Origin of the sequence: Tetragenococcus halophilus subsp. halophilus DSM 20339, assembly GCF_003841405.1 — a bacterium.
Lineage (GTDB): Bacteria > Bacillota > Bacilli > Lactobacillales > Enterococcaceae > Tetragenococcus > Tetragenococcus halophilus.
Map to the genome: position 1 here is coordinate 527,163 of NZ_PXYA01000001.1, position 26,192 is coordinate 553,354.

Annotated in this window: 24 protein-coding genes; 7 read left to right on the forward strand and 17 right to left on the reverse strand. The window is 35.4% G+C overall.

Translation table 11 applies throughout. The features are described 5' to 3' along the window. Positions 1–34 precede the first annotated feature (34 nt). From C7K42_RS02485 to sppA, 3 genes are read right to left on the reverse strand one after another with little or no spacing between them, the layout of a single operon-like run. Complete coding sequence (locus C7K42_RS02485; protein WP_014124855.1) at positions 35–958, reverse strand: hypothetical protein; 924 nt, start codon at positions 956–958, stop codon at positions 35–37. Positions 959–977: 19 nt separating this feature from the next. Next, positions 978–1,598, reverse strand: coding sequence for an RDD family protein (locus C7K42_RS02490; protein ID WP_014124856.1), 621 nt, complete (start codon positions 1,596–1,598; stop codon positions 978–980). Position 1,599: 1 nt separating this feature from the next. Then, entirely contained in the window at positions 1,600–2,622 is a 1,023-nt protein-coding gene (gene sppA, locus C7K42_RS02495; RefSeq protein WP_103097089.1) for a signal peptide peptidase SppA, read from the reverse strand. A 398-nt stretch (positions 2,623–3,020) separates the two neighbouring features. On the opposite strand from sppA, the gene glmS reads away from it, so the two are divergent. Further along, positions 3,021–4,832, forward strand: coding sequence for a glutamine--fructose-6-phosphate transaminase (isomerizing) (glmS, locus tag C7K42_RS02500; protein ID WP_103099534.1), 1,812 nt, complete (start codon positions 3,021–3,023; stop codon positions 4,830–4,832). A 357-nt stretch (positions 4,833–5,189) separates the two neighbouring features. Here glmS and C7K42_RS02505 read toward each other — a convergent pair whose 3' ends face one another. Then, positions 5,190–5,609 (reverse strand): OsmC family protein, encoded by a 420-nt coding sequence (locus C7K42_RS02505; protein WP_014124859.1) that lies wholly within the window; start codon positions 5,607–5,609, stop codon positions 5,190–5,192. A gap of 147 nt (positions 5,610–5,756) precedes the next feature. Here C7K42_RS02505 and C7K42_RS02510 point away from each other — a divergent pair, with 147 nt between their 5' ends. Continuing rightward, positions 5,757–6,524: a tyrosine-protein phosphatase gene (locus C7K42_RS02510; RefSeq protein ID WP_094243540.1), complete on the forward strand. Its 768-nt coding sequence runs from the start codon at positions 5,757–5,759 to the stop codon at positions 6,522–6,524. Positions 6,525–6,547: 23 nt separating this feature from the next. Next, a complete protein-coding gene (locus C7K42_RS02515; protein WP_094243539.1) occupies positions 6,548–6,733 on the forward strand; it encodes a hypothetical protein in 186 nt (61 codons plus the stop codon). Positions 6,734–6,779: 46 nt separating this feature from the next. Here C7K42_RS02515 and C7K42_RS02520 read toward each other — a convergent pair whose 3' ends face one another. Both C7K42_RS02520 and thrC read right to left on the reverse strand, forming a co-directional pair. Further along, positions 6,780–7,976, reverse strand: a complete 1,197-nt coding sequence (locus tag C7K42_RS02520) for an amidohydrolase (protein WP_103099533.1) — start codon at positions 7,974–7,976, stop codon at positions 6,780–6,782. 13 nt (positions 7,977–7,989) lie between these two features. Next, a complete protein-coding gene (gene thrC, locus C7K42_RS02525; protein ID WP_103099532.1) occupies positions 7,990–9,471 on the reverse strand; it encodes a threonine synthase in 1,482 nt (493 codons plus the stop codon). A gap of 121 nt (positions 9,472–9,592) precedes the next feature. On the opposite strand from thrC, the gene queG reads away from it, so the two are divergent. After that, complete coding sequence (gene queG, locus C7K42_RS02530) at positions 9,593–10,753, forward strand: tRNA epoxyqueuosine(34) reductase QueG (protein WP_014124864.1); 1,161 nt, start codon at positions 9,593–9,595, stop codon at positions 10,751–10,753. Between the two features lie 3 nt (positions 10,754–10,756). On the opposite strand, the gene C7K42_RS02535 is transcribed toward queG, so the two are convergent. Genes C7K42_RS02535 through C7K42_RS02545 form a run of 3 tightly spaced genes read right to left on the reverse strand, consistent with a single transcriptional unit; the run spans position 10,757 to position 12,447 of the window. Continuing rightward, positions 10,757–11,284, reverse strand: a complete 528-nt coding sequence (locus tag C7K42_RS02535) for a hypothetical protein (protein WP_014124865.1) — start codon at positions 11,282–11,284, stop codon at positions 10,757–10,759. Positions 11,285–11,296: 12 nt separating this feature from the next. Then, positions 11,297–11,959 carry a DUF2238 domain-containing protein gene (locus tag C7K42_RS02540; protein WP_103099531.1) on the reverse strand — a complete coding sequence of 221 codons (663 nt, stop codon included), beginning with the start codon at positions 11,957–11,959 and terminating at the stop codon, positions 11,297–11,299. Further along, entirely contained in the window at positions 11,956–12,447 is a 492-nt protein-coding gene (locus C7K42_RS02545) for a nucleoside 2-deoxyribosyltransferase (protein WP_069028962.1), read from the reverse strand. The genes C7K42_RS02540 and C7K42_RS02545 overlap by 4 nt, the downstream gene beginning before the upstream one ends. A 181-nt stretch (positions 12,448–12,628) precedes the next feature. Here C7K42_RS02545 and lepA point away from each other — a divergent pair, with 181 nt between their 5' ends. The 3 genes from lepA (at position 12,629) to C7K42_RS02560 (ending at position 16,249) form a co-directional block, all read left to right on the forward strand. Then, positions 12,629–14,458 carry a translation elongation factor 4 gene (gene lepA, locus C7K42_RS02550; protein WP_103099530.1) on the forward strand — a complete coding sequence of 610 codons (1,830 nt, stop codon included), beginning with the start codon at positions 12,629–12,631 and terminating at the stop codon, positions 14,456–14,458. A gap of 165 nt (positions 14,459–14,623) precedes the next feature. After that, a complete protein-coding gene (locus C7K42_RS02555; RefSeq protein ID WP_061840275.1) occupies positions 14,624–14,980 on the forward strand; it encodes a hypothetical protein in 357 nt (118 codons plus the stop codon). Positions 14,981–15,118: 138 nt separating this feature from the next. Next, complete coding sequence (locus C7K42_RS02560; RefSeq protein ID WP_014124870.1) at positions 15,119–16,249, forward strand: AI-2E family transporter; 1,131 nt, start codon at positions 15,119–15,121, stop codon at positions 16,247–16,249. 55 nt (positions 16,250–16,304) lie between these two features. Here the strand turns inward: C7K42_RS02560 and clpB are convergent, their stop codons facing one another. The 8 genes from clpB to nrdR all read right to left on the reverse strand — a co-directional run bounded on the left by clpB (position 16,305) and on the right by nrdR (position 26,150). Continuing rightward, positions 16,305–18,923: an ATP-dependent chaperone ClpB gene (gene clpB, locus C7K42_RS02565; RefSeq protein ID WP_103099529.1), complete on the reverse strand. Its 2,619-nt coding sequence runs from the start codon at positions 18,921–18,923 to the stop codon at positions 16,305–16,307. A gap of 86 nt (positions 18,924–19,009) precedes the next feature. Then, positions 19,010–20,038 (reverse strand): lysylphosphatidylglycerol synthase transmembrane domain-containing protein, encoded by a 1,029-nt coding sequence (locus C7K42_RS02570; protein WP_373852824.1) that lies wholly within the window; start codon positions 20,036–20,038, stop codon positions 19,010–19,012. Positions 20,039–20,115: 77 nt separating this feature from the next. Further along, a complete protein-coding gene (pepT, locus tag C7K42_RS02575) occupies positions 20,116–21,345 on the reverse strand; it encodes a peptidase T (protein WP_061840454.1) in 1,230 nt (409 codons plus the stop codon). Between the two features lie 12 nt (positions 21,346–21,357). Further along, complete coding sequence (locus C7K42_RS02580) at positions 21,358–22,479, reverse strand: Nif3-like dinuclear metal center hexameric protein (RefSeq protein ID WP_103099527.1); 1,122 nt, start codon at positions 22,477–22,479, stop codon at positions 21,358–21,360. Beyond that, a complete protein-coding gene (locus C7K42_RS02585) occupies positions 22,476–23,171 on the reverse strand; it encodes a tRNA (adenine(22)-N(1))-methyltransferase (RefSeq protein ID WP_103099526.1) in 696 nt (231 codons plus the stop codon). The genes C7K42_RS02580 and C7K42_RS02585 overlap by 4 nt, the downstream gene beginning before the upstream one ends. Before the next feature lie 181 nt (positions 23,172–23,352). Further along, positions 23,353–24,279 (reverse strand): primosomal protein DnaI, encoded by a 927-nt coding sequence (dnaI, locus tag C7K42_RS02590; RefSeq protein ID WP_014124876.1) that lies wholly within the window; start codon positions 24,277–24,279, stop codon positions 23,353–23,355. Beyond that, positions 24,279–25,664 (reverse strand): replication initiation and membrane attachment family protein, encoded by a 1,386-nt coding sequence (locus tag C7K42_RS02595; RefSeq protein WP_103099525.1) that lies wholly within the window; start codon positions 25,662–25,664, stop codon positions 24,279–24,281. The genes dnaI and C7K42_RS02595 overlap by 1 nt, the downstream gene beginning before the upstream one ends. A gap of 18 nt (positions 25,665–25,682) precedes the next feature. Then, the gene (nrdR, locus tag C7K42_RS02600; protein ID WP_014124878.1) at positions 25,683–26,150 is read right to left on the reverse strand and encodes a transcriptional regulator NrdR; all 468 of its coding nucleotides are present in this window, start codon (positions 26,148–26,150) and stop codon (positions 25,683–25,685) included. Positions 26,151–26,192: the final 42 nt, after the last annotated feature.

Genomic DNA, 26,192 nt, shown 5'->3' on the forward strand with positions numbered 1-26,192 from the left:
TTTTAAAAGCAAACTTCCTTAATTTCTAGCATTTTTATCCTAATTTTTGATAAATTTGTCGAATTTTTTTCTTTTTTTCTTGTATTTTTGCATAATTATCTAATTGTCCAGTTGAAATGTCTTCACCAAACATTGCTTTATATTCTAAAATATAACTTTGTGCCCAATCCCTAGCATATTTTTTGTCAGGCAAAAAAGGATACAATAAAGCAAAATGAGCTTTCACTTCTGAAATAATAAGCGCCTCTAATTGTGGATTATCTTGTACTTCTTCTTCAATAACTGCGATTGTTTTATCTAATACCTCTGCGTCTTCGGGTAAAGGAAGTTCGGATAAATCAACTTTTTTATCATCAATAATAACTTCTTCTGTCGCACCATCTTTTACCAATTCTTCCACTAATTTAGGAGGTATAAAGGGGTTCTGCGCATTTTTTAAATATTTTTGACAAATCATTAAAAAATCCGATAAAGAGATTCCCTTTATCAATTCTTGCCAATCCTTAGGAGCAATGGGCTGTTGCATCTTATCTAGAGAAGCAAGATGTCTGCTCTTTGCCATTTTAAGATCATCAGATAGTAAAGATTGCGCATTTTCTAACTGTGTAAGTTCTTCTTTTAATGCAGAAAACTGGTCTTGCTTTTTTTCGTAGAATAACAACTTGTGCGCAGTTAAAAATTGCGTATCTAAAAGTAATAAATGAAAATACCTTACAAAACCGTCTGCGTCATTTATAAAGGCATTGAAATGTTCATCAACTAATGCTAGGGCTTGTGTATAATCATCTAAATACTGCAATACTCTCACCAACTTTTTGGCATAGGTATATGTTGGATTTTGCTGGTAAAGTTGCTCAAAGTCCTTTTTTGCCGCCAAATAATCTTGATTTTGCATTTTTTTATTCGCACTCTCTAACAATCGTTTACTTTCATCAGGAAAATTAATAATATCTGCCATGCAATCCTCTTTCTTTTATTTATGCGTTAACCTTTTGATTAAACGCCTGGATCAAATTGATCGTTACAACGCTAGTATCAGCAAAATAGTCACCAACATGTTGTTTTTTCCGTGTAAAAAGTGTAGGTACATATCCTAAATATAAGAACGGATGAAATTGTAAAACAAATCTTGCTGCAGTTTCTCTAATAAAAACTGTTTTCCAGCTTAAATTTTTTTCAGTTAGACAAATGACACGGATACCAAAAATCATTTTGCCGATCGTCTGTCCTTTGTTTAGCTTAGTTAAAAAGGTGAAATAAATAAGATAAATCAGCAAAGCAAGTAAACTATATGCACTTAGAAATTCAGTAGAACGTTCGATGTCAAACCAGGTAAAAGTAGCATCCAAAAGAATCGTAGTCATCGCATTAATACAAAGCAAATCTATCAGAAAAGCCCACAAACGAATCCAAAAACCAGCGAAGAAATAATTAGGAAAATCATTTGAATAACGACTTTGTTCTGGTTTTTCCTCATATTTCTGCCATTCAACTTTCTTTTGCGCAGCTTCATCTTCTGTGTATTCTCTAGACTTAAAAGAGGTTAAAACCTTTTGATAAAAATCCTTTTGTTTTGTTTCATTTTCTTGTTCGGACATCTTATTCACCTCCGTAATAATACATTGGTTTAGGTGCTTCTGGTGTACCGATTCGTTCGATAACATTGAGCATACGATCTGTCTCCGTTTGCTTCATACCTTTTGCTTGAGCGATTTTAGACCCTAACCAAGTTTGGTCAAAACCAGTACTAGCAATATCGTATTCAAATACTTGCGCTTTTTCTAAGCCTTCATCCTCTCTTAAAGAAGTTAAAGCATCGTCTGGAAAACCGATCTCATCTACTAAATCATTATCTTTAGCTTGTTGTCCATCATAAATCCTACCATCAGCAATATCACGCACTTGGTCTTCAGACATAGATCGTCCCTTAGAGACAATTTTCACAAAGCGATCATAAGAGTTATCGACATAGCTTTGCATAACTTCTTCATCTTCTTCTGTTGGCTCTCTCATAGCCGATCCCATGTCTTTTAAAGGACCACTTTTATAGGTTTGATCTTCGATGCCTAAATTATCCATTAACTCAGAAAAATTTACACTAGACATAATGACACCGATCGATCCGGTTAAAGTTTCAGAAGTAGCAAAAATCTTATCAGCTGAAGCAGATACATAGTAGCCTCCGCTTGCACCCATATTTTTCATACTAACATAGACGGGTGTATCAGCTGCTTGAATCGCTCGGATCTCTTTGGCGATTTCCGCACTTTCATAGACACCGCCACCTGGTGTATTAATTTCTAGTAAAACAGCTGCTACTGTTGGATCTTCTTGTACTTCTTTTAATTGATCCATGAAAAATTGATGGTTATAACCTTCTCCTGAGAAAAAGCTATTTTCTCCAGTATCAGCAATCGTTCCATCAATAGTTAATTGAGCGATCCGCTGATCCTCTCCTCCTTCTTCCACAATTCCTTCTGTTATTTCATTTGAACCGAATAATAGCGCGTCTGCCCCGCTTAAATTTTTTTCGTCTGTATCTTCTGTCATAAAAGATGAAACAGCTGCGAAGATAAATAAAGCTGCAGCAATAATCACCGCGACCCAACGTCTTTTATTCATTTATACCCTCCCCTTTTCATTTTATACAAATAAAACATTGCTCACTTTATTTTACCGAAAGTTTGCTATTTAGTATAGGAAAAAAGAAAAACTAATTTCGCTTCAATCTAGACCAATTTATTTATTTTTGATTTTTTCTTGACTTAAAATCAAATTATGTATATCATTACCAATGTATTTCTAAATAACAAATAACAAGGAGGATAGCTATACCATTATTTAACAGCGCCAGATCTGTTTTACAGATGACGAGGAAAAGAGCTTATCGAAATATTCGGCGGGTGGCTCTAGGGTCTGCACTCTAAAGACAAGAACAAAAACAAGCTGCAAAGTTTGTAACAAAAATTTTGTCGCGCAGTTAGAAATACGTAATGACAAAAGAAAGTAGGAATCTCATTATGTGTGGAATTGTAGGAATTGTAGGAAAGACTCATGCAGAACAAATTATCATTAATGGTTTACAACGTTTAGAATATCGCGGTTATGATTCGGCTGGTTTATTTGTATCAGATGAAAAACAGGAGCATTTGGTCAAATCTCAAGGTCGAATCAAAAATTTACAAGAAAAACTAACAAATGAAGTGAATGGGACAATAGGAATCGGCCATACACGTTGGGCAACTCACGGAAAACCTTCAGAAGAAAATGCACACCCGCATACTTCACAAAACGGTCAATTAGTCTTAGTTCATAATGGCGTTATCGAAAATTTTGCGGAACTTGCAAATGATTATCTAGCTGAAGAAAATTTTTATGGTCAAACAGACACTGAAATTGTCGTGAATTTGATTGCTTCATTTATGGAAAAAGAAAGCTTATCTACTAAAACAGCATTCCAAAAAGCGCTTAGCGTTATACATGGTTCATATGCTTTTGCTTTAGTGAATAAAGAAGAGCCCGAAACGATCTATGTTGCTAAAAATAAAAGTCCGTTGTTGATTGGTTTAGGTGAAGGTTTTAATGTGATTGCAAGTGATGCTTTAGCTGTTTTGGACCAAACGCATGAATTCGTGGAAATCGCAGATAATGAATTGGTTACAGTTACTGCTGATGGTATTGTGATTGAAGATCAGAAGGGCGAAATCATTCAACGCGATGCTTATCAAGCCCAATTAGATGCTTCTGACATCGAAAAAGGAACTTACCCTTTTTATATGCTAAAAGAAATTGACGAACAACCTACGGTAATGCGTAAGTTAACGCAAGAATACCGAGATGATCAAGGAAAAGTGAACATCGATAAGGACTTGGTTGAAGAAGTTTCGGCAAGTGATCGTATTTATATTGTAGCTTGCGGAACAAGTTATAATGCTGGCTGGGCTGCTAAAAGCTTACTTGAAACAGTGACGCAAATTCCGGTTGAAGTACAACTTTCCAGTGAGTTCGGTTATAACATGCCTTTACTTTCAGAAAGACCCTTTTTTATTTTTCTAACTCAAAGCGGGGAAACAGCAGACAGTCGACAAGTTTTAGTCCAAACCAATCGTTTAGGCTTTCCGTCATTAACAATTACCAATGTTGCGGGTTCAACCTTATCCAGAGAAGCTAAATATACGCTGCTGCTTCATGCCGGTCCTGAAATTGCTGTGGCTTCCACAAAAGCTTATACAGCACAAATTGCGATGTTAGCAATTTTGGCCCAAGCAGTAGGAAAGAATAAAAATAGTAAAGCAAGTACTTCATTTGATGCTTTTCATGAATTATCCATTGTTGCAACTGCTATGGAAAGTATGGTAGATGAAAAAGACTATATCTCAAGTTTAGTCGAACATTATTTAAGTACTACCCGCAATGCTTTTTATATCGGTCGTGGAAATGATTATTATGTGGCCTCAGAAGCTGCATTGAAACTAAAAGAAATTTCCTACGTACAAGCAGAAGGATTTGCTGCCGGGGAATTAAAACATGGAACAATTGCTTTAATTGAAGAAGCTACCCCAGTATTGGGCATTATTACCGGCCAAAACACGGGTGCCCATACACGCGGAAATTTAAAAGAAGTTGAGAGTCGTGGTGCTAATACCATTGTGATTGCCTCAGAAGAACTGGCAAGACAAGAAGACCAAATCATTTTACCTACAGTGCACCCGCTATTAACAAGCTTGGTTGCTGTTATCCCAACACAATTAATCGCTTATTATGCTTGTCTGCAACGTGGTTATGATGTCGATAAGCCAAGAAACCTGGCTAAATCAGTGACAGTAGAATAAAGGGTACTACGCCTCGCTTTCGCTCGCCCTAGTACTGTTCATCAGCTACTCTCAGCTCCCTTTGGTCGTTGAATCGTAGTGATTCGAAGTAAAGGACACTACGCCTCACTTTCGCTCGCCCTAGTACTGTTCATCAGCTACTCTCAGCTCTTTTTGGTCGCTGAATCGTAGTGATTCGAAGTAAAGGACACTACGCCTCACTTTCGCTCGCCCTAGTACTGTTCATCAGCTACTCTCAGCTCCCTTTGGTCGCTGAATTGTAGTGATTCACAGCAAAAAAGCTTGTAACGCCTTTATTTGGTAGTTACAAGCTTTTTTATGATTCAATGATTTAAGTAAAAGAGTCTTGTCTGTATTTCATTCAGAATAAGGAATAACCTCATAAGAAGCATATGGATAATCTCCGATAATTTTTGATACCGGACAACGTTTCGCTGCTGTATCTACATAACTTGTGGCTTCATCGAGATCAATTCCGTCGATAGCTGCATAGGCTTTTAATTCAAAAAAATGTTCTTTGGTATTTTGATCTTCACAATAGTCTATATGAACCTCCACTCGACTCTTTTTTTCAATTCCTTTACTCTTTAAAAGAATTTCAATGGTTGAATTAAAGCAAGTTGCCCATGAAAGTCCGATAAGTTGTTCTGGATTTGTTCCTGCTTCAGTGCTTGTTGGACTAGATGTAACAACAGCTAATTCGTGCTCACCTCTAGTGTAGGCTGTACCTTTTAAACCTTGATCGTTAACAACTTCTGTATGATAGATTTTTTTCATATAAAACGCCTCCTGTTATTGCTTTCATAAATTCATTATACGCTAGCAAGTACCTTTTTTAAATTATAAGTGAGAAAACAAGTGTATACTAAACGATTAAAAATTATGGTAAGATGGGAATAAAAGAGGAATGTAGAAAGGAATTTTATGGAAACTATTACAAATTTTAGAGATTTAGGTGGTATAAAAAATCGTGAAGGTCAAGTACTAGCTGGAAAAAAGTTACTACGTTCTGGAGAATTAAGTAAAGTCTCACCGCAAGATCAAAATGAACTAGTGGAAAACTATCGCTTGGGAAAGATCACCGATTTACGTTCAAGCCAAGAAATTAAAGAACGTCCAGATGAACATTTTAAAAATACAGATTATGTACATATTGATATTTTTAAAAATGTTAAGGGACAAGGAACAGGACTTGATGACTTTAAACAAATTTTTTCGCCTGATACAGCTAGAAATTATATGAAAGAAACCTACCGTACGATGGCAGTCAACCCTAGTGCGCAAGAAGGTTTTAAAAAAGTGATTGAATCAGCTTTAAGTGTTGATTCTAATAAGAGTTTTCTTTTTCATTGTTTTGCTGGAAAAGACCGCACCGGGGTTTCAGCCACTTTGCTATTAGAAATTTTAAATGTGCCTAAAGAAACGATCTACAAAGACTACCTAGCAACTAATGCTATGCGCGTACAAGAAAACGACGAAATCATTGCTAAAGCGATTAAAGAAGGCACAGATAGTAAGACAATCGAAGCATTAAAAATCGCTTTAACCGTTGATGCTTCTTATTTGGATACTTTCTATCAAATGGTTAATGAAGAATTTGGTGGTATAAAGAATTATTTAACAAATGAGTTAGGAATTACTTCTAACATGCAAAATGAAGTACGTTCCTTATACTTAGCAAATAGTAAATAGCGTGATATTGGAGGAATGCTAAGTTGACAGTCAAACGCTTTGTCCAACTATTTATTTGTTATTTTGTATCTATTACTATAGCGATGTTAGTTACTAAATTATTTTCAATCACTAATACCTGGTTAGCTATAATTTTAGTTGCAGTTATTGGTTATGTTGTTTTAATTATTCCCTTAACCATACTGACACTTTCAAAACAAAAGAAATAAAAACGACTGTTTTTTGTGAACAGTCGTTTTTTTGCTTTTATTTAAATTATAAAGAAAATACAGCATTGCCTTTATAATAGCTTGTACAGACAGTTGACTTTCGTGCAACAAATTCAGCACTGCATGAACTATCAGCTAGTATAAATGTAGCCTCATCGCCTTCTTTGAGCCACAAATTCTCTCCTACTGTCTTTTTACCTGTGACCAGTTCCATACAATCTGTCAAACCATCTTGGGTTGTTATACCGAAAATTTCAGCGTATCGATTTAATTTCTCAAGTATATTGCCATCGCCAAAAGGTGACCATGAATCATAAACATTATCACAACCCAAAGAAACATCCACCCCATAGCGACGCAATTCTTCCAAGGGTGGAATCACGCCATCAAGAGGCACACTTGAAATAATAGAAATTTGTTGATCTGCTAATTCTTGGAAAAATTCTTTACGTTCATCTCCCCTAAAATCATTTAAACCAAAAGCATGACTCACGGTTACTTTATTTTGCCAATTACTTTCTTTTGTCAATTTTAATAATTCATAAAATGTTTTCTTGCCTTCTTCTGCCCGTTCGTGTACGTGAATATCGATAGGTACATTAAACTTTGTCGCTAAATCAAAGGTATAGTATAAAGATTTTTCTGTATTTTTATCCAGTACAGTCGGATCCACTCCCCCGATAAGATCTGCACCGTTTGCTAAGGCTGTTTGGACATCTTTGTAGGCGTTAGATAAAAGCATACCGTGTTGAGGAAAAGCAACTAATTGATAAGCAAATTTTTCTTGATACGCTTTTAAAGCCTCTATAGTTTGCTGTAAGAACTTCTGCCCCACTTTTGGATGAACATCTATATGTGAACGAAAAAAACTAACACCATGCTGCATTTCTCTATCAATTAAATGCTTCATACGTTCAGAAAGCGGGAGCTCTAAGGTGTTTAGTTCTGGAATTTCTTTTGTGAATCGCTCAATAATTGAGTTAGCAGGTGTAATTGGCTGCCAGTTCGTACCCAACTTGGTTTTATCAAAATGACAATGCATTTCTCGGATACCAGGTAAAAGCAAATACTTGCGACCATCAATCTTTTCATAGCCATCTTCTACTTGCTTGTGATTTTGAATTTTACTTACCTTACCATTTTCGATGAATAAATCGACTAACTGTGTGTTAGTTCCTGAAACAAATTCCCCTTCTTTTGCATAAGATGTTTCAATTTTGACATTTTGTAACCACTTTCCCATGACAAACTCCTTCTTATTTTAAATTCAATACTTTTTCTACATAATGTGTCATTTCTTCAGCAGAAATTTTATCATTATGTTTAATTTCTGCATTTTCTAATTCCTCTATAGCCGCAGGAACAGGAATTTCAGCAAATGTTTCCAGCTTATTGAGCGCCGCTATTCCTTCTGCTTTTTCACCCTCATTATTGATCGCTTGAAGTACAGCTTGAGGAAACTTGTAAGGGCTAGCCGTTGAAAGAATAATAGTTGGTAACATTTTTTCTTCATACTTATTCGCCACACAAGTTGCCACAGCTGTGTGCGGATCGATGACATAGTTTTCTTTTTCATAAACTTCACGGATTGTTTGCTCAGTTTCTTTTTCAGAAGCAAAATCAGCAAAAAAGTCGGATAAAGCACTTTTCATCTCTGCTGTAATCTTATAATTCCCCCTCTTATTTAAGTCATCCATCAGTTGTTTTGTTTTTACAGTGTCTTCTTTTGTTAGATAAAACAATAAACGTTCTAGGTTACTAGAAACTAAAATATCCATTGATGGAGAAGATGTAACATAAAAAGGACGATTACGATCATAATTACCAGTTTGGAAAAATTCCGTTAACACATTATTTTGATTAGATGCACAAATTAACCGACGAATCGGAAGGCCTATTTTTTTTGCATAAAAACCAGCCAAAATATCTCCAAAATTTCCTGTCGGAACTGAAAAGTTGACCTCTTCTCCACTTTCTATTTGTCCCGATTTTACTAATCGCGTATACGCATAAACATAATAAACAATCTGTGGAACCAACCGTCCAATATTAATAGAATTTGCTGAAGAGAATACTTTATTATTGTCTGCCATTTTACTACGTAAATTCTCATCATTAAAAAGTTCTTTTACTTTCCTTTGTGCGTCATCAAAGTTCCCTTTAATTGCAGTAACAAAGGTATTCTCACCTTTTTGTGTAATCATTTGCTTTTTTTGTATGGGACTAACGCCACTTTCCGGATAAAAAACGATAATTCTAGTATTTTTGACATCAGCAAATCCTTCCATAGCCGATTTTCCAGTATCGCCAGAAGTCGCTGTAAGAATAACGATTTCTTTAGCCATATTATTTTTCTGTGCTGCTTTTTTCATTAAGTGCGGCAAGATGGATAGAGCGATGTCTTTAAAGGCTAAGGTTGGACCATGAAACAATTCTAAATAATACTGATCACCTACTTTTACTAAAGGGGTAATTTCTTGATTATCAAATTTTTGATCATAAGCCTTATTAATACATTCGTATAATTCCTCTTGAGTGAAATCAGGTAAAAATAGTTGCATAATCAAAGCCGCAATTTCTTGATAGCTTTGATTAGCTAAATGTTTAAAATCTAAATCAGTTTCAGGGATTTCTGTAGGGACATATAATCCGCCGTCTACAGCCAATCCTTGTAAAATCGCTTGCGAAGCTGAAACGACATTCTCAGAATCTCTGGTGCTTTTATAAAATAAAGTCATTGACGATCTCCTCTATTTTTTATTTCCTTTTAATATACCACAAAGCAGGCGTATTAAACATATGTATTCTTATTTTTTAACTTATGGTATAGTAGAAAAAAATGCTTAGGAAGTGAAAAGCATGCCAAGTTTGAAAGAAAAAATTATTGCAGAAAGTAAAAATTTAGGAATTGATAAGATCGGTTTTACAACTGCTGAACCCTTTGATGAATTAAAAGAGTCTTTGATTGCACAAAAAGCAGCTGGACATACTTCTGGCTTTGAACATAAAAATATTGATGAACGTCTTTATCCTGAATTAACTTTTGAAAATCCGCAAAGTATCATCGCGATTGCTCTAGCTTACCCAACAAAAATTCATGAAAAAGTACCTAGAGATGAGAAACGGGGACAAATGGCCCGTGCTTCTTGGGGGATCGATTATCATGATATCTTAAAGAACCGTCTAACAAAACTTATTGCTTTTATTCAAAAAGAAGCTGCTAATACGCAAGACGCCGAAAATTGGCGTTTTTTGCCACAAGTTGATACCGGAGAACTCGTGGATGTGGCTGTCGCCCAACGAGCAGGCTTAGGCTTTATCGGTCGAAACGGTTTATTGATTACAGAAGAATACGGTTCTTTTGTTTATTTAGGAGAAATTATAACAAATATTCAATTTGAACCTGATGAGCCCGGAACTTTTGGTTGTGGTGAATGTAGGCGTTGTATCACCCACTGTCCTACCGGTGCTTTATTAGGCGATGGAAAAATGAATGCGCAAAAATGTCTTTCTTATCAAACGCAGACAAAAACGATGATGCCAAAAAAATATCGCAAACAGATTCATAATGTTATCTATGGCTGTGATATTTGTCAGCTAGTTTGCCCTTATAATCAAGGAAAAGATTTTCACTTTCATAAGGAAATGGAACCTTCTATTGATGAAATGAGACCTAAATTAGCCCCTTTACTATCAGTTTCAAATCGAGAATTTAAAGAACAATTTGGACATCTAGCGGGAACTTGGCGAGGAAAAAAACCACTACAAAGAAATGCCCTGATTGCCTTAGCTAACTTAGGGGGAAGACAAAGTCTAGTCAAAATATGTCAATGTCTTGAAGACGTTCGACCCGTCATTCGCGGTACAGCTGTTTGGGCAATCGGAGAACTAACGAAAAGACAACCCGAGCAAGCAATTGACTTGCTTTACGAACTAGAAGAAAAAGAAACAGATGGAGAAGTTTTAAATGAATTAGAAGAAACCTTAATAATGTTAGAAGAACGTAAAAAGAAGGCTTAGTAATCAAGCCTTCTTTTTTACTGTCTTTTTATATAACTTTTGAAAAATCGGCGTCAATAATAAATAAAAACCACCATTTCCTATTGCATGTAATAAATCAAAGGAAAGCCCTGAAATATAGTAAGGCCAAAATTGCGGCATACCGTAAACCTCTACGTCGATACAAGCAATAATAAAGCCGTATAAAAATCCGGCAAAAATACTAAAAAGCGTCTGTAATGCTCTACTTTCTCGAAATATCGATACACTGCAGAAAAGTCCCATCAAACAAATAATGATCGTAAAAGAAAAAATCTGGGAAATTGTCCAGATACCCATGCCTAAATAGATATTTGTTATAAGCACAGATAAAGTACTGATTAAAAGTCCACGGAAAATACCTAATTGTAAGGTAATAATTAAAAATATAGCGGTCATCGGTTGTATATTGGGTATAAATTGAAATAAAAGTCGTCCCACTGTACAAGTCGCTACTGTCATGGCTAAGTAAGCTAATTCATAGGTAGAAAAAAACGAACGATCCTGCGTCATATTACGACTCCTTTAACTATTTAAAAATTGAACCCTAAACTTTTCAAAATAGGCGCTATTATATCGACTCTTATACCAAGCGAAAAAACTAAGAAGAAACGAACCAATAACATTGATCAATAAATCTCCCATGGTATCTTGCAATACTCGTCGCCCTACAAAAACCGTGTTACCACTTTTATAACGTTGTAGATTCATATCTAAAAGCATATCCCAGCTCCATTCCCAAAATTCCCAAAAAACGCCACATATTCCTGCAAACGAAAAACCGAAAATCAGAAATAGCCAAGGCGATATTGCTGTTATATTTTGTCCTTTTAAAAATTCACTTAAAATGCCATAACCAATAGCAGTTAAAATCATCGGACTTACCAAGTGTAACAACTTATCCCACAAAGGAATAAACGTCATAAAATGTAAGCAAGTCCCTAGGAAAATAGCTAAGAAAATAAAAATCCAGAAAAAATAGACAACAAAGTTGGCAAATTTTAAACGAAAAAAATGATTTAAAATCTCTGGCGCATAGATTAAGAGGATCCCGGCAGAACATTCAACAATTTTAGTAAAGGTCGTATCAATAGTAGCAAACCCTACAAAATATTCCCAGATAATAACCAGTAAAGTCAAAAAACCAAATAAAACTAACGTACGTTGCCTCTTTACATAGCTACTCATTTAGAAACGCCCTGCTGTAAAAATTGATAGATTTCAGTTAGAAGCTCTTCTTCTGTAGAAAAAATTTGACCGTTTAATTTAATTAAACCAGCCGTATATAAATTCAAATAATGAAACTGATTTTCGGCTACTGTTGAAATTGCCGCTAATTTTTCTTGGTTATCAGCGCCTTCTTGCCTAGAATCTGTATATAAGCCAAGGATCGGAACACCGTTAGCGTAAGCCACACCAATCTCAGAAGCTACCCCATTATCAATGGTATTTCCATCCAATAAAGCGATCATCAGCTGACTTTCTTCTACTTGTTTAGTGTCAGCTAGTGCAATCATTTTACTATCCGCAAAAGCTGTTTTATCATTGATCGCAGCATTTTCTTGCGGAAGATAAATTGTAAGTTCAGTATATCTTTTTCGAATTTTATCTACTAAATAAGAATTATAAAATAAATCACTTTTAGCAAACATCGGTGCAGCAAAATAAACTTTCATGTAAGTCCCTCCAATAAAGTTGTCCTGACCAAATCGATCACAACTACTTTATCAAATCTACTCGTTAAATACTAGCAAAAAATCATGACTTCCCTTAAGCAAATCTTACAAAAAGCTTTTATTCTCCTATTTAGATTGGTATAATTAATAAGCTGAAGGAAAAGAAATGAGGAATGATTCCATGGATAACTTAGAAGAAATGAAACAAAGACAAAAGATGATTCGTAACTTTTCAATCATCGCTCATATAGATCACGGAAAATCCACTTTAGCTGATCGTATTTTAGAACAGACACATACCGTAAGCTCAAGAGAAATGCAAAACCAATTACTAGATTCGATGGACTTAGAAAGAGAACGCGGAATTACGATCAAATTAAACACCGTTGAACTAAATTATACTGCTAAAGATGGTCAAACCTATATATTTCATTTAATCGACACTCCTGGACATGTAGACTTTTCTTATGAAGTTTCACGTAGTTTAGCGGCTTGTGAAGGCTCAATTTTAATTGTCGATGCTGCTCAAGGCATTGAAGCACAAACCTTAGCTAATGTATATCTAGCAGTGGATAATGACTTGGAGATTTTGCCAGTTATTAATAAAATTGACCTGCCAGCAGCAGATCCTGAACGTGTTCGCCAAGAAGTTGAAGATGTTATTGGCATTGATGCCAGTCAAGCAGTACTTGCTAGCGCCAAGTCAGGACTAGGGATTGAAGAAATTTTAGAACAAATCGTAGAAATTGTCCCTGCGCCTACAGGGGATATTCAAGCCCCTTTGAAAGCTTTGATCTTTGACTCAGTTTACGATGTCTATCGTGGCGTTGTTTTAAGTATACGTATCATTGACGGTATCGTCCGTCCAGGTGATACAATCCAATTGATGAACAATGGAAAGACTTTTGAAGTTACTGAATTAGGTATTTTCTCACCTAAAGCTATTGCTCGAGATTATTTAATGGTTGGCGATGTTGGTTACTTAACAGCTTCTATCAAAACAGTGCAAGATACCCGGGTCGGAGATACAATCACTTTAGCTGACCGGCCAGCGGAAAAGGCGTTACCTGGCTATAAGCAAAAAAATCCGATGGTCTTCTGCGGTATGTATCCGGTAGATACTTCGCGCTACAACGATCTACGTGAAGCTTTGGAAAAACTACAATTAAATGATGCGGCCCTACAATTTGAAACAGAAACTTCACAAGCTTTAGGCTTTGGTTTTCGTTGTGGCTTTTTAGGCATGCTTCATATGGATGTTGTCCAAGAACGTTTAGAACGTGAAGCGAATTTAGAATTGATAACAACTGCGCCTTCTGTGGTTTATCATGTGACTAAAACAGATGACACAGAAATTGACATCGACAATCCTGCTGACTTTCCTGAAAGCTCTGCTATCGAAAAAGTTGAAGAACCTTTTGTCAAAGCAGAAATTATGGTTCCTAATGATTTTGTAGGACCGGTCATGGAGTTATGTCAACGAAAACGTGGCGATTTTGTCACGATGAATTATTGGGATGATTATCGGGTAAATGTTATTTATAATATTCCCCTTTCTGAAATTGTTTTTGACTTTTTTGATAAGCTAAAGTCTAATACCAAAGGTTACGCTTCTTTGGATTACGAAGAATCAGGTTATCGTACAAGCAATCTGGTAAAAATGGATATTCTACTAAACGGTGATAAAGTGGATGCTTTAAGTTTTATCGTCCATCGTGAATTTGCTTATGAACGTGGCAAAGCCATCGTTGAAAAATTGAAAAGCTTGATTCCAAGGCAACAATATGAAGTTCCGGTACAAGCAACTGTTGGACAAAAAGTTGTTGCTCGCTCTGATATTAAAGCCCTACGCAAAAACGTATTAGCTAAATGTTATGGTGGTGATGTTTCTCGTAAGCGAAAATTACTAGAAAAACAAAAAGAAGGAAAAAAACGAATGAAACAAATCGGTTCCATCGACGTACCACAAGAAGCCTTTCTTGCTGTACTTGAAATGGACGATGATGATTAAAAAAACGTGGGAAAGTTAATTTCAGCTTTTCCACGTTTTTTATCATTTATTCTGCCAGTGCTCTATTTTTTTATTAAAAAGTAAATTTTAATAAATTGTTCGCTTTATAAAAGGAACGTTTGTTCGTATAATGAAGTTGATAATATCTTTAAGAAGGTGAAAAAATTGAGCACATTACATGATTATGTTGATCGTAAAAGATTAAAATGGATGGGATTTTATTTATCAGAACATACGGCGCAAATCGATCAAAGCGCTTTTGAAGAATATACTACAATAGAAGAAAAAAGTGATATGGCCGAGCAGGAGATCGCAGAAATAATGGAAGAAGCTTTGTTGAAAGATAAAATAGTCGCCGTACAAAGCAATGAACTCTGGGATCATAACTATTTGCCTGATACTGTTGGAAAGATAAAAGGTTATAATGAAGATGGTATCTTCATTGAAGAGAATTTTATTGCTTATGATACGATAAAACATATAGAATTGAAGTCATATCATAAATGGTCTAACATTGATTAAGTGTCTAATAAGCTCTAAATAAAACATAAACTAACTTTTATTTTTATTTTGACTAGCTTGTTTCCTTTTTTTGTACTATCGTTTATTATATTAAGAGACATCAGAAATAAAAAGAAATTATTGAGCGAGGTGCATGTAGTGCAAAAAATGAGAGTTGACTGGAATTATTGGCTTATACGGTTTTTATTTTTGATGGCATTAGTCGTTGGTTATAAATTGATTACAAATTACCAATTTATAATGAATAGCCTATCTAATTTATTAGGTATTCTATCGCCTTTTATCATTGGTTTTATTTTTGCTTATCTTTTAAATGGTGCTGTAAGGCGTTTAGAACTACTTTTTGAAAAAACCAAATTACCCTTTATAGAAAAACATAGCCGCGGTATAAGTGTTGTGACTTTATATTTATTTATTTTTTATGTGTTCTTTCTAGCATTAAATTATGTCATTCCTTTGATGATTAATAATGTGATCGACTTACTTGGATTATTACCGCAGTTTTATGATTATCTGATGGATCTTATCGCAAGATTAGAATCTGAAGGAGTCTTTGAATCTTTGAATTTAGAAGAGTTTTTTCAAAGTTTTACCTCAGACTTTTCACCAGAAAACTTATTACAACAATGGACACAAGCCCTGACTTCTTTAGGAGCCATCACAAGGAGTCTTTCTTCCTTTGTTTTTAATGGATTTTTAGCTTTGATTATTTCCATTTATGCACTATTGTTTAAAGACTCTATCTTGTCATTTTTCGATAAGTTAGGAAGAAAAATACTATCTGAAAAAATTCATTTAAGTAGTAAACAATGGCTAGCAGCAACCCATACGATTTTTTATAAGTTTATCAGTTCGCAATTTTTGGATGCTTGTATTATTGGGACTTTTGCAACGATTATACTTTACTTTTTAGACGTGCCTTTCGCATTAACCTTAGGAATTCTTCTTGGCGTATGTAATATGATCCCTTATTTTGGTTCTATCTTTGCTTCGATTGTAACGACAGTCATCACTTTTTTCAGTGCAGACCTTCAACTAGCTATCACAGCATTGATTTCATTACTTATTTTACAGCAACTGGATGGAAATGTTATCGGTCCGCGTATTATGAGTGGTGCCTTAAATCTTAACCCGATCATCATCATCATATCAATTACAGTAGGTGGTGCCTACTTCGGGGTTTTAGGAATGTTTCTAGCCGTTCCAATCGCGGCTATCTTAAAAATTATCACAATAAATTGGCTAGATGATACTGAAGAAACAAAATAATATATTCCATAAAAAAAGTATTCGGAAGTTGGATATTCAACTTCCGAATACTTTTTTATTCCTCTTCCATTGGTTCATTTTGAAATACTAAGTGGTTATCAAGCAATTCGATAGTCACTTTTGTTTTTGGCATGACACGTCCTGAAACAATTTCTTTAGCCAATGGTGTTTCTACTTCACGTGTAATATAACGTCGCAAAGGTCTAGCGCCATATGCTGGCTCATAGGCATTTTGAGCGATCCAAGCTTTTGCTTCATCTGATATTTCAAGGAAAATCTCCTGTTGCATTAATCTTTGTGATAATTCCTCAATGATTTTTTCAACGATGCCTTTCATGTCCTCTATATTTAACGGAGTGAAAACGATGGTATCGTCAATTCGGTTGAGAAATTCTGGTTTAAACGCTGCTTGTAACATATTCATCACTTGAGATCTTGTTTCTGCTGAAATCTCTCCTTGGTCCGAAACACCTTCCAATAATATTTGCGAACCGATATTACTTGTCATAATTAAAACAGTATTTTTAAAATTAACAACTCGACCTTTTGAATCTGTCAGACGACCATCATCTAATACTTGTAGTAAAATATTAAAGACATCTGGATGAGCTTTTTCAATTTCATCAAGCAAAATAATTGTGTAAGGATTGCGACGTACGGCTTCAGTCAATTGTCCGCCCTCTTCATAACCTACATAACCAGGAGGTGCACCGACTAAACGAGAAACCGTATGTTTTTCCATATATTCACTCATATCAATCCGTACCATATGATCTTCAGAATCAAAAAGATTTTCTGCTAAAGCTTTAGCAAGTTCAGTTTTCCCTACACCTGTGGGTCCCAGGAATAAGAAAGAACCTAATGGTCGATCCGGATTTTGTAATCCAGCACGCGAACGAATCACTGCATCGCTTACTGCATTAACAGCTTCATCTTGACCAATCACTCGCTTGTGCAAGGTTTCGTTCAAGTTAAGTAATTTTTCTCGTTCGCCTTCAACTAATTTCGTTACAGGTATGCCTGTCAAACGTCCTACAACCACTGCGATTTCATTAGCAGTCACCGACTCTTGTACCATTTTTAGAACAGTTTGATCATCTTTATCTTCTAATTCTTTAAGTTCCTTTTCTAACTGTGGTACAGTGCCATGTCTTAAAACAGCAGCTCTTTCCAAATCGTAGTTATTTTCGGCGTCTTCTAATTCATGTTTCGCTTTATCAATTTCTGCCCGTTTATTTGAAACAGCATTTACTTCTTCTTTTTCTGTTTCCCATTGTAGCTTCATTGAGTTGACTTCTTCACGTAATTCAGCCAGTTCTTCTTGTAAAGATGCTAAACGTTTCATTGAAGCATCGTCTATTTCTTTTTTCAAAGCCGCTTCTTCAATCTCTAATTGCATTAAACGTCTTGTTACTTGGTCCAATTCAGTTGGCATTGAATTCATTTCCACCCGAATATTGGCACAAGCTTCATCGACTAAATCAATGGCTTTGTCTGGTAAATAACGATCTGTAATATAGCGATCAGATAAGGTAGCCGCAGCAACTAAAGCATTGTCATGGATATTTACGCCGTGATGGATTTCAAAACGTTCTTTTAAGCCACGTAAAATAGAAATCGTATCTTCTACCGATGGCTCTTGAACACTGACTCTTTGAAAGCGTCGTTCTAGCGCTTTATCCGTTTCAATATTTTCCCGATATTCATCTAAGGTCGTTGCACCGATTGTATGCAATTCACCTCGAGCTAGCATGGGTTTTAATAAATTACCGGCATCCATACTACCTTCAGTCTTCCCAGCGCCTACGATATTATGAATTTCATCGATAAATAGAATAATACGACCGTCCGCTTTTTTAACTTCCTTCAAAACGGCTTTTAATCTTTCTTCAAATTCACCCCGATACTTAGCGCCCGCAATCAAAGCACCCATATCTAAAGAAAATACAGTCTTATCTTTCAAGTTTTCAGGTACATCTTTTTTAACAATACGCTGTGCAAGACCTTCAACAATTGCCGTCTTACCTACCCCAGCTTCACCAATCAAAACAGGGTTGTTTTTAGTCTTGCGTGATAAGATTCGAATAACATCCCGAATCTCTTCATCACGGCCGATGATCGGACCCATCTCGCCATTTTTCACTTCTTGAACAAGATCTGTTCCATACTTTTCTAAGGCTTCATATTGTTCTTCTTGGTTTTGGGAAGTGACCCGATCCCCTTGTCGAATATTTTCAATGCTTTGTTTTATTTGTTTTTCATTAACACCTTGATTTTTTAAAAATTTTGTCAAACGATAATTTTTTAACTTCATCAATGCAAGTAAAACAATTTCGGTAGATAAAAACTCATCTTTAAAATCTTTCGCCAATTGATCTGCTTCATTTAATAAATGGTATAAATTTTGACTAATATTTTGACTAATATTTTGACCATATTGTACATTACCGCCTTCAACACTTGGTAAACTATCGATCGTTTGATCAATTTCATGTTCAAAAGCGTTAAGATCAACACCTAAGTCTTTATAAAAATTTCTAGCAAATTGTTTTGGTTGTAAAAATATTTTCCATAAATGAGCAATATCTATTTCTTGTTGTTTTCTTGTTACAGCAACCTGTTGTGCTTCAGCAATTGCACTTTGTAATGTGGTTGTCATTTTTTCAATATTCATTTGTTTTCCCCCAATCAGTTAAGGTTGAGAATTTATCTCCATTAACTAGTATAGCTCATTGGTCAAAATTGGTCAAAGATTAACAACTAAATTTGAGAAGAATCTTCAATTTCAGTAGTAATAGCTGTTCTTCGTTCTTTCAGAAAGACTAAAAATCCTAACAAAAACGGTAAGACATAACTAGCAAAACGATATAAAAGTAAGGAAGATACAGCATCTACTGTGCCACTTAGCGGACGAAACATCAATAAATAAACAAAATCAAATGATCCAATACCCGCTGGCGAGGGAATAACACCTGATACAACCAAAGTAAAACTAATAAGTGCAAATGTTAAAAAGAAATCAATATCGTTAAATTCTTCTTGTAAACAAACAAATGGAATAACATACCAGGCGCCTACTTTTAATAAATTAAACAAATAAATTTTTAAAAGAGAAGTCCTATCATTTAATACAGATTGCATCGCGTGGTGTAGTGCATTGATTTGTAAATTGAACTGATCGATATAGACACGTAATTTTTGATTACGAATAAATCGATTGCAAAATAGCAATACCAGCACTTGTAAGTTCAAGCTCAAAGATAATACAATCAATGTCACAATAAGCAAAACAGTTAAAACAATACCTGTTATGATCACCGCGATCATCTTTGGACGTTGGTTTAAAATCGCATTGAAATAAAAGGACAAATTTAGTACAGCATAAGTCACAATAGCGGCCTTATAACTGATCATATGTAGAGCTGAAGCCCCTACGCCTTGACTAATTTTAATGCCTTTTTTCTTATAAAAACCGATTTCAGCCAGTAAAGTGCCTACGCCAAAAGTAACAACTCGATAAAATGCAGTGTAAAAAGATGTCATCATACCATCAAATACTGAAAAATTAGGGGCAAAACTACCTACAGTCTCTTTGATACCATAGCCTTCAAAAAACTGATGTAACAATCCTAAGAAAATAACACCCAACAAAATCACAAGATTCGTTTCTTTTAATTCCACAAAAATTTCGCGCATTGAATTTTGGATAAAATAAAACATAATACCCAAAATAAGCAGAAGTAAAATTAAATTTAACACGATTTTCCACTTTGGATTTTTTTTCATCAACTTCTCCTTTAACCAGAAAACCAATGAGATGGATAGAAAAAGAAGAGGAAGATATTATTTTACTTCCTCTTTTATAATTATCCAGCATTTAATTCAGCGATTTTTACAATTAACGCTGTTGCTTTTTCCATGGTTTGTAAAGATACATATTCAAAACGACCATGCATGTTTTCAGCACCCGCAAAAATATTAGGTGTTGGAAGACCCATATAGGAGATTTTAGAACCATCTGTTCCTCCACGTACTGGTTCAATAATCGGATCGATAGCCAAATCAAGCATGGCATTTTTAGCTAGCTCAACAATACTCATATCTTTTTCGATGATTTCTCTCATATTGTAATACTGATCATACATATCAACAAATACACGTTTTTGGTCGAATGCTTCATTTAAATTCGTTTGAATAGCGCTAATTTTTTGTTTACGCGCTTCAAATTTTTGATGATCATGATCACGAATAATATAAGACATCTTTGCCTCTTCTGGACTGCCACTTAAATTCATCAAGTGGAAAAATCCTTCTCTTCCTGAAGTTTTTTCCGGTACTTCATCTTGAGGAAGTTGGTTTTGAAAATCAATGGCTAATTGTAAGGCATTAATCATCATATTTTTTGCTGTTCCCGGATGAACGTTTTTTCCTTTAATAGTAATTTCTGCTTGTGCTGCATTAAAGGTTTCATATTCAAGTTCGCCAAGAGGCCCCCCGTCCATCGTATAAGCAAAATCGACATCAAAATCTTCTATATCAAATTTGTCTGCGCCTGTCCCGATTTCTTCATCAGGACCAAAAGCTACTTTAATTTCACCATGTGAAATATCAGGGTTAGCCTTTAAAATTTCCATAGCCGTCATAATTTCGGCAATCCCTGCTTTATCGTCTGCACCTAAGAGTGTGGAGCCATCAGTAGTGATCAAGGTTTCTCCTTGGTATTTATTTAAACTAGGAAAATCATTGGGATTTAAGCTGTATTCACCTTTTTCATCCAATTGAATTTCTGAAATGCCATCATAATTTTCAATCACTTGAGGAGCTACATTTTCTGCATTAAAATCAGCAGTGTCCATATGGGAAATAAAGCCGATGCTAGGCACCTTTTTTTCAATATTACTTGCAAGTGTGCCACTAACATAGCCATTATTATTATCATAATGAACATTTTCTAATCCTAACTCAATCAGTTCTTGTTTTAAGCTATCTGCAAAATCAACCTGTGATTGAGTGGATGGAATAGTTTCACTTTCTGGATTCGAGCGAGTTTCAGTTTTAACATAACGTAAAAAACGTGCTAGTAAATTTTCGTACATATGCTATCTCCTTTATCTAAATTGGAAGGGGTTTGTATTTGTAGAAGAAGGGATAAAATCAATATCCCAATTTTCTTCTTGCTTCCATTCTTCCATTTTTTCTATAAATTTATTCACACAAACTACCTCAATATTATGCCCCGGATCAATGACCGTCAAGTTGTTAGATTGCATGTCATGGGCTGTATGATAATTGACATCTCCAGTAATATAAACATCCGCTGACTTTTTAATTGCTTCAGGATAAAATTTCCCAGCAGATCCGCCACAAATCGCTATATTCTGTACTTTCTGTTTTGCCATTTTTGGTTGAATGAGACGTAGTCCATCAAGCTGAAATGTTGTTTTTACCTTTTGCACAAAATCTTCTATATCAACCGCAGTATCCAAATGCCCTATTCGTCCAAGCCCAAATGATTCCCCTGGATTATCCAAAGGTAAAATATCATAGGCAGGTTCTTCATAAGGATGAGCAGCAAACATCGCTTGGAGGAGCTTTTCTTGAATCGTTTCTGGAAAAATCACTTCAATTCGTGCTTCTTGCACTTTCTCTTCTTGATCACTCCTACCAATGGCTGGATTGGCTTGTGCATTAGGTGTAAAACGGCCCGTGCCTACTAGGGAGTAACTTGTATTACGATAATTCCCCTGCATACCAGCCCCAATATCAGCTAAGACTTGCCGCATTTTCTTGCTGTCTTCTATAGGAACATATACTGCTAATTTTTTAAAACTTACTTCATGAGTTTTTACCAAATAATTGTCGACATTAACACCTAACATTTCACAAAACCAGTCGTTTAATCCATCCCAGATAATATCCATATTCGTATGTGCAGCATAAACTGCGATATCATGCTTTAGTAAATCAATATACATCTTAGTTTGCGGATCATCAGCAGCCAAACGGCTTACAGGGCGAAAAATCGGCGGATGTTTAGCAATGATCAAATCGATATTTTTATCGATTGCTTCCTTAACAACTTCTGGACGCACGTCTAATGTCATCATGACACGTTCAATTTCTTTATCTAATGTTCCTAGATGAAGTCCGCAAGGGTCACCTTCTTCAGCCAACCAAAGAGGACAAAATGTTTCAAATTTATTAATAAACTCTTTTGCATCAAGACTCAAGATAATACCTCCTCGATCCACGCCATCTGTCTTTTTTCCGCTTCAATTTTGTCTTTAGGTACGCGATAGGCGTTTTTTAGATTCCTTAAAACTTTTTGTTTTGTTTCTAACTTTTTCTGCCACTTCTTTTTAAAGCTAGCTGTCTTTTTTTGCATTAAAACAGGGCCAAAATATAATTCTTTGCTTGTATAATGATTATTTTCTTGATAGCAAGCAGCAATAATTTCGTAAAACTTTCCATGATCTTCAATGATCTGTTCGTCATAAATTTTATAATGATTAGCTGCTAACCAATACCTTACATCCGATTCATGATTGTTGGGTTGTAAAATCAAGCGTTGTCCTTTTAAAAAACCGTATTTCTGGCCATTGGTTAATATGCTCTCGGTCAATATCCCGCCCATACCCGCAATCACGATCGTGTCAATTTGATCTTTCGGATAGATAGCCGTTAGACCATCAGCTAATCTAGAAGTGATCTTTTCTTCAAGGTCATATCTTTTTATTTGTGCGCTAGCAGCTTTTAAAGGGCCTTGAGCAACTTCTCCAGCAATGGCGTAATCTATTTTGCCCTCCGTTACTAAAAATATAGGCAAATACGCATGATCAGAACCAATATCTGCTAAACGAGCTTTTCTGGGAACAAACTCAGCAACTGCAGCCAAACGCTGAGATAATATATGGCTATTCAAAAAGCTTTCTTCCTCTCTCTTAAATTAGAAAAGGAGCTGTAACATAATAAAAATAACCGAACTATGCTTGCTGAGATTTGTCGGTTGTCATAAATTTGCGACAAGTAATCACAGACACAACCTCTCTATAGTTCGGCTATTTTATCAGCAAAGAAGGAGATATCACAAACTATCATTTATTCTAAGTGTTTCTTCGATTTCTTCCAGTCAGCTCAATTTCTTGTGTTAGATAACGTATACGTTCCATCAAACGCTTCGCTTTTAGCGGCTCTTCTTCTCCACGCTGTGTTACTGATAGATGCTGCTCTAATTCTTTCATGGTGAAATTAGAGCTAAAAAAGGTAGGCAGCTGTTCTTGCATACGGTATTGCAAGATAACCCCGAAGATATCATCGCGGATCCAGCTACTCATCGCATCTGCGCCAATATCATCTAGCATTAAGATAGAAGCACTTTTGACCGCGTCAAGTTTTTCGCCAACTTCATCTTTTTTGATCGACTGTTTCATATCTACTGCAAAAGAAGGAAAATGCAGCAGTGTCGATGTATAACCCGATTCAGCCAAATCTCTGGCAATAGCGCCTAATAAATACGTTTTTCCTACACCAAAACTACCAACTAGATAAAGACCCTTATGAAAAACTTGCGGATTATCTTTATAAGCGTTGATAAAATCAATAGCACTCATAAAGGCTTTGCCTCGTCCTGTTGTTCCTTCATAATTTGCCATACGGGCTTCTTGAATATCTTTAGGCATATTCAGTGCTTGAATACGACTGCGGATCTCTTCTTGCTCTTGTTTAGCTACTAATTCTTCCGTCGGAATATAGGTGACATCCACCGAATGATAGTTCAATGTTAATTGTGGTTCATAACCCGGTGCAATCATTGTCGGATCATTTAAATCGAATTTTCTTTTTTCCTGCACAAACTCATATAACTTCGCATAACTACGTTCAATATCATCTTCTGATAACTCATTTTTATGCTCATCCAAAAAATTTTGCACATCTTGATCTTTTAATACCTCAGTCATCATTTCAGAAAAACGCGTTCGATAATTTTTTTGATTCATTAGCTTATTTAAATTTTTTCCCACATCTTCCATTAGCTTTCACCTTCTTTGCGTTTCAGATAATCCTGAAGTTTTTTATTAATTTCTCCTTGTACTGCTGGGTCTTCCACTTCTTCATTAGGCTTGTCCACCCAGTCTGGCAAGCTTTCCTTACGAATAGGCTGTTGCTTGTTATTTGCATAATTTTTCTTTTTGCTTGGCTTATTTTTAGCTTCTTTTACTAAATCGCGTACATGTTTAATCGCCTGTTCTGGACTGTTAATTTCCAATTCTGACCAATCTGTAGCAATTTGATTGACAAAGTTAGACTGTAAAAAGCTATTTTTCTTAACAACCAGAATATAATGAATCAAAACGTTAATCACGCTATTGGGTAATGGACTACGTTCGACTAAAGTCTTTAATAACCAAGTTTCAGGATCTGTAACAAAATTATGCTTTTCATTTTTTATCGCTTGTAAAAAATCCATGGGCGCTGAACTTTGCGCAATTTTAACTAACTGAATATCATTTTCGGAAAAGCCCGTTTGTCGTAAAGTATTGAAGCGACGAGTCTGTTCATCAGATTGTTCGTCATGGTTATCTGCTTGTTTTTCTTTTTTTACTGTCGCTTGCTTTCTAATAACCTTATCCAATGCTTTTCGACCGACTTTGCCATCAGATAAAGAAACCGCCTCAGTCATTAAATCAACTAATTTCATTTCATCAAAGCCAAATAAGTTGGCATATAAAGTTAGCTGTTGTTTAAAAGAATCATCAAAATTCTCTTTAACAATAAACTTTCGTTGTGCTAACTGATACAAAAAATCCCAGTCAATTTGACCTTCATCTAACTGTAATTGTTTATTTGAAGGTACTTGATAGTCCTGGGAAACTTTTTCCAGGCTTTGGGCATTACGAATAAATAAACGTTCATCCAAGGCTCCATAGACCTCACGAAAGCCACTTGTGACTTCTTGATAAGCCGTTAAATCAGGATTTTCAGGTTGAAAACGGCGGACCATCTGCCGGAACTTTCTTTCCCCGATAGTATTTAATAATAAAAAACTATAGGTTTCATCGCGAAAAAAATCCTGCGGGTGAATAGGTTCTTCTAAACGATAAAGAAACATTTTGCCAAATTCCGGATCCTCTTTGGTAAACACAGACAATAAACCCATACCTTCTAATTGTTTACGTGCTTGTAAAAAATCTGGCAGGCCAATATTTAAGGCATCTAGCATATCAATATGTGCAAACTCATTTTCATACTGATCTTCTTTATCTCCTATAAAACCATAATATAAAGCCAGTGCATTTTGGCCAATAATCGGTTGGTAAAGATAAACCAAACCGTTATTTCCTTCTTCTGTTAGAGAAAAGCTTTTGGTCACTTGATAAATATTATTAGGTTGTACTTCATCCCAAGCGCTATGCAAAAGAGTCCCTCCTTATTGTTAATTTGAATCGTTTGCCTTACCGACAATATCTTCTAGCTCTTTTAAAAATACTGACATATCTTTAAATTGTCGATAGACACTAGCAAAGCGAATATAAGCAATCTCATCTACATCTTTTAAATCTTCCATCACATATTCGCCGATTAAATTAGAAGAAATTTCGTTTTCTCCCAATTCACGAATTCTACTTTCCACATGATCAACAATTTGTTCCATTTGTTCCATAGCTACCGGTCGTTTTTCAGCCGAACGGATCAAGCCACGCAATATTTTTTCTCGATTGAATTCTTCACGTGCACCGTTTTTCTTAATCACCAAAAGCGGCGTTTCTTCGAGCCTTTCAAAAGTTGTAAAGCGGTAGCCGCAATTTTCACATTCTCTTCTTCTTCTAATAGCACGACCATCATCTGTCTGCCGACTATCAATAACACGCGAATTGTTGTGATGACATTTTGGACAATGCATGTTGTTCACCTCATTTATGATTATTTCGTTAAAATTTCAATT